Annotated in this window: 5 protein-coding genes and 1 tRNA gene; 2 read left to right on the forward strand and 4 right to left on the reverse strand. The window is 73.0% G+C overall.

Annotated features, from left to right (window positions below; genetic code table 11):
* Positions 1-6: 6 nt before the first annotated feature.
* Positions 7-948: a CoA ester lyase gene (locus QL983_RS10325; protein WP_036384179.1), complete on the forward strand. Its 942-nt coding sequence runs from the start codon at positions 7-9 to the stop codon at positions 946-948.
* Between the two features lie 111 nt (positions 949-1059).
* Here QL983_RS10325 and tctA read toward each other — a convergent pair whose 3' ends face one another.
* The 3 genes from tctA to QL983_RS10340 are packed head-to-tail and all read right to left on the reverse strand — an operon-like array spanning position 1060 to position 4131.
* Positions 1060-2565, reverse strand: a complete 1506-nt coding sequence (tctA, locus tag QL983_RS10330; RefSeq protein WP_134377496.1) for a tripartite tricarboxylate transporter permease TctA — start codon at positions 2563-2565, stop codon at positions 1060-1062.
* Between the two features lies 1 nt (position 2566).
* Complete coding sequence (locus QL983_RS10335) at positions 2567-3127, reverse strand: tripartite tricarboxylate transporter TctB family protein (RefSeq protein ID WP_036384166.1); 561 nt, start codon at positions 3125-3127, stop codon at positions 2567-2569.
* Entirely contained in the window at positions 3124-4131 is a 1008-nt protein-coding gene (locus tag QL983_RS10340) for a tripartite tricarboxylate transporter substrate-binding protein (RefSeq protein WP_115165583.1), read from the reverse strand. Before QL983_RS10340 ends, QL983_RS10335 begins: the two co-directional genes overlap by 4 nt.
* A gap of 176 nt (positions 4132-4307) precedes the next feature.
* On the opposite strand from QL983_RS10340, the gene QL983_RS10345 reads away from it, so the two are divergent.
* Positions 4308-4658, forward strand: coding sequence for a universal stress protein (locus tag QL983_RS10345; RefSeq protein ID WP_134377495.1), 351 nt, complete (start codon positions 4308-4310; stop codon positions 4656-4658).
* 175 nt (positions 4659-4833) lie between these two features.
* Here the strand turns inward: QL983_RS10345 and QL983_RS10350 are convergent.
* Positions 4834-4917, reverse strand: a tRNA-Leu gene (locus QL983_RS10350).
* Positions 4918-4970 lie beyond the last annotated feature (53 nt).

Below are 4970 nucleotides of genomic sequence, written 5' to 3' on the forward strand. Positions count from 1 at the left end.
GCCGCGATCACCCCCTCCCCCGCGTTCCAGCCCGTGCCCGGCCAGCGCATCGACCCGGAGCTCGCCCGCTCCTGGCTGCTGGTCAACGCCGCCCAGCCCGAACGGTTCCAGCCCGCCGAGGACTCGGCCGCGGACATCGTCATCCTCGACATCGAGGACGCCGTGGCCCCCAAGGACAAGGACCAGGCCCGCGGGGACGCCGTCGCCTGGCTGACCTCCGGGCACACCGGCTGGGTGCGGCTCAACGGCTACGGCTCGCGGTGGTGGGAGCAGGACGTCGAGGCGCTCGCCGCGGCCCTGCCCGCGCACCTGGGCGGGCCGGTCTCCGAGGGCGGCCTGGCCGGCGTCGTGCTGGCGATGGTGGAGTCCACGGACCACGTGAACGAGACCGCCCGACGGCTGCCCGGCGTGCCCGTCGTGGCGCTCGTGGAGACGGCGCGCGGGCTGCAGCGGATCGACTCGATCGCCGCCGCGAAGGGCACGTTCCGGCTGGCCTTCGGGATCGGCGACTTCCGCCGCGACACCGGCCTGGGCGAGTCGCCGATGGCGCTGGCGTACACGCGGTCCCAGTTCACGATCGCGGCGCGGGCCACGGGGCTGCCGGGCGCGATCGACGGGCCGACCGTGGGCTCCACCGGCGTGAAGCTCGCCGAGGCGACGGCGGTGACCGCGGAGTTCGGCATGACCGGCAAGCTGTGCCTCGCGCCGGAGCAGTGCGCGGCCGTGAACGAGGGGCTCAGCCCGTCCCAGGAGGAGCTGGCGTGGGCCCACGAGTTCCTTGCGGACTTCGAGGCCGACGGCGGCGAGATCCGCAACGGCTCCGACCTGCCCCGCAAGGCGCGTGCGGAGAAGATCCTCGGGCTGGCCACCGCGTTCGGGGTGCACTCCACGCGGTACCCGGACCAGGACAACGCGATCACGGCGCCGTCGGACACGTACCACTACTGAGCGGGGCCGCCGCCCACCAGAAACGCGGGTTGAGTTGTCACGGGTGCGGAGGCCGCACACCGGTGACAACTCAACCCGCGTTGCCTCGGGGGGCGCGGATCCCGCCTCCGCTCACACGTCCTGGCGCGTCCGGCGCACGACGGCGGCCCGCACCGAGAACGCCAGCACGATCGCCAGGATCCCGTAGATCACCCACGTGATGGGGGTGGAGACGAGCACGGCCGGGTCGCCCACCGAGCTGAGCAGGGCGTCGCGCAGGCTGGTCTCCGCCAGCGGGCCGAGCACCATGCCGATCATCAGCGGCGCCAGCGGGTAGCCGTACCGCCTCATCAGGAAGCCCAGCACGCCGATCCCCAGCAGCATCAGCAGGTCGAACACCGCGCCCGTGGTGGCGTAGATGCCCAGCCCGCAGAACAGCGTGATCCCCGCGTAGAGGTAGTGCTTCGGGATGAGCAGGAGCTTGGCCCACAGCTGCGCGAACGGCAGGTTGATCGCCAGCAGCACGATCATCGCGATGAAGAAGCTCGCCAGCAGCGCCCACACGAGGTCCGGGCTGCGGTCGAACAGCAGGGGGCCGGGCTGCAGCCCGTACTGGCGGAACGCCGCCAGCATGATGGCCGCCGTCGCGGAGACGGGCAGGCCGAGCGTGAGCAGGGCACCCATCGCCATGCCGGTGGTCGAGTTGCCCGCGGCCTCCGGGGCCGCCAGCCCGCGGATCGCGCCGCGGCCGAACTGCGGATGCGCCCGGCGCCGGTCCAGGCGCCGCTCGGCCGAGTACGCCAGGAACGTCGGCACCTCGGAGCCGCCCACCGGCACGATGCCGAACGGCAGGCCGATCGCCGTGCCGCGCAGCCACGCCGGGGCGGCCTCGCGGAACTCGGCGCCCGACAGCCACGGCCGGCCAGTGCGACGGATGCGCAGGTCCTCGCGCTCGCGGCGCACCCGGGAGGCCACGTGGAACACCTCGCCGAGCGCGAGGATCGCCACCGTGACGGTCACGAGCGGAATGCCGTCGAACAGCTGCGGGGAGCCCATCGTGAAGCGCTCGGTGCCGGTCACCGCGTCGATCCCGACGACGGCGATGCCCAGTCCCAGCACCAGGGAGGCCAGGCCGCGCAGCACCGAGTCGGCGACCACCGAGGAGGTGGCCACGAACGCGAAGAGCGCGAGCGCGAAGTACTCCGCGGGCCCGAAGCGCGTGGAGAACTCCGCCAGGACGGGGGCGAGGAACACGACGCACACCGAGGCCACCATGCCGCCGATGAAGGCGCCGAGCGCCGCCGTCGCCAGGGCCTGGGCCGCCCGGCCGTCCTGGGCCATGCGGTGGCCCTCGAACGTGGAGGCGATGGCCGAGGCCTGGCCGGGGGTGTTCATCAGGATGGCCATGGTGGAGTCGCCGAAGAGGCCGCCGAAGTACACGCCGGAGAACATGATGAACGCGGCGGTGGGCTCGAGGGCGAAGGTCATGGGCAGCAGCAGGGCCACGGCCATCGAGGAGCCGAGACCGGGCATCACGCCGACCGCGGTGCCGAGCAGGCAGCCCAGCACCACCCAGAGCAGGTTCATGGGGGTGAGGGCTCCGGCGAAGCCCTCCATGAGGAGTCCGAGGGTCTCCATGTCAGAAGCCACCTCCCAGGATGCCCGAGGGCAGGGTCAGGCCCAGGGCCACCGCGAAGCCGAGGTAGGCCAGCGAGGAGACGAACAGGGCGACGAGGATGTCGAACACGGGATGCGGGGCGCCGAACGCCCGCGTGACGCACCAGAACAGCAGCGCCCCGGCGAGGATCCACCCCAGCCAGGGCAGCAGGACGGCGAACGCGAGGAAGCCGAGGAAGCACCAGGCCAGCGCGCCGAAGTCCGAGTGGAACAGGGTCAGCGGACCGGCCGCCTGGCCGATCTCGCCGTCCGCGTCGGCCTGACCCTCGGGGGACTGGCGCACGCGCACGACCTCCACCGCGAGCGCGGCGGCGATCACGAGGCCCGCGACCGCGAGGATCAGCGGAAAGAAGTCCGGGCCGGGGAAGTCGGCGCCCTCGGTGTCCATGGCCAGGGATCCCAGCAGCAGGTAGAGGCTGAACGCGGCCAGCACGGCCGGCATGACGAGCGCGGAGAGCCCGGCGGCGCGTCCCCAGCGGGAGGGGGCGTCGGCGGCGGGGGGGACGGTGGATGCGTGGCTCACTTGATCTCCTCCGTCAGCGTGCCGATGCGCTCCTTCTCGGCGGCGATGAACTCCTCGAGTTCGGCGCCGGAGAGGGGCACGGGGTTCCAGTAGTTGCGCTGCACCGCTTCCTTCCACTCGGGGGTGTCGACCGCCTCGGCGATGAGGGCCTCGAGCTCGGTGCGCTCCTCCGCGGAGACGCCCGGGGGCACGAACAGGGCGCGCCAGTTGGTGAGCGTGACGTCGTAGCCCTGGGAGCGCAGGGTCGGGATCTCCTCGACGCCGGCCAGCGGCTCGGCCGCCACCACGCCGAGGGCGCGCAGTCGGCCGGCCTCGACCTGCGGGTAGATGTCCGCGAAGCCGCCGGCGGAGGCCTGGGCGGTGCCGTTGAGCAGGGCCTGGATGGCCTCACCGCCGCCGTCGGACGGGATGTAGGTGGTGTCCGCGACCGGCACGTCGGCCGTGCGGGCGATGTCCGCCATGACGAGCTGGTCGAAGGAGCCGCCGCCGGTCCACGCCACGTGGGCGGGATCGGCGCGCCAGGCGGTCACCAGGTCGTCCATGCTCTGGTACGGCGAGTCCGCCGGGACCACCACGAGGCTGTACTCCTCGACGACGCGGCTGACCGCGGTGACCTGGGAGAGCTCGGGGCCGGTGCCACGGGCCGCGTGGGCGGCGATCTGGCCGGTGCCGCCCACCATGAGGTTGTTCGCGTCCTCGAGCGTGGTCAGCTGACCGAGGGCGATGTTGCCGCCGGCGCCGGGGATGTTGACCACCTGGACGTTGTTCACGAGCCCGTTGACGCGCATGGTCTGCTGCAGCTCGCGCTGGAACGAGTCCCAGCCGCCGCCGGCGGCCGCGGGGGCGATGAGGGTCAGGTTGGTGCGGATGTCGTTCCCTCCCGAAGCCGAGCGGATGGAGAAGGCGGAGGCCGCGAGCACGGTGAGCACCGCGATCACACTGAAGACGATCCGGCCGATCCCCGTGCGCCGGCGCGGGGGGCCGTCGGGGGAGGTGGAGGGCATAACGGTTCCTAACAGAGACACCCCGCCGCCAGGGAGTGGCGCCGGGGACAGGTGCGAGTGGTGGAGGTCACGGTAACAGCGCGGCGGGGCCGCGTGCGCTCCGCGTCCGCAGAGTGACCGACGACAACCGGCCCGGGTGGTGACGGGGACCGCGCCCATGACGCACAGTGGTCCCCATGACGATCATCAGCACTGGAACCAGCAGCACCGAGAGCGCCGCGGCCTGGCGGGCCGCCCTGGCCGAGGCGGCCCTGCGCGGAGAGGACGTGGTCTGGTTCTCCCTCGACGGGACCGAGCCGGACGAGGCGGAGGCGCGCGAGGCCGGCGTCGCCGTGTCCGTGGCGCACGCCCAGGAGCGCGGCCGGGACGCCGTCGGCGACCTGCTCGAGCACGCCGAGCGCGTGGGCGCGAGCCGGATCGTCGTGGGCGTGAAGCACCGCTCCCCCGTGGGCAAGCTGCTGCTGGGATCGGCCGCGCAGCAGATCATCCTCGAGGCGCGCGTCCCGGTGGTGTGCGTCAAGCCGTGAGGGCCGGCGTCGGGCGCGCGGCCCCGCACCCGGCCCACCCCGCGGCGTTTGGGGGCGGTTTCGGGCGGTATTCGGCGTGGATACCGCCCGAAACCGCCCCCAACCGGTGAGTGGGGACCAGCCCGGGAACGCCGAAGGCCCCGGAACCGTGTGGTTCCGGGGCCTTCGTCCTCGGTGCGCGAGGGGGGACTTGAACCCCCACGTCCTTGCGAACACTGGCACCTGAAGCCAGCGCGTCTACCAATTCCGCCACTCGCGCGAGCCGCTTCCTGTTCTCGGCTCCGGACATCCGGCGACCGTCACAGGCAGCGA

The organism is Micrococcus sp. APC 4021, from assembly GCF_030407635.1.
GTDB lineage: Bacteria > Actinomycetota > Actinomycetes > Actinomycetales > Micrococcaceae > Micrococcus > Micrococcus luteus.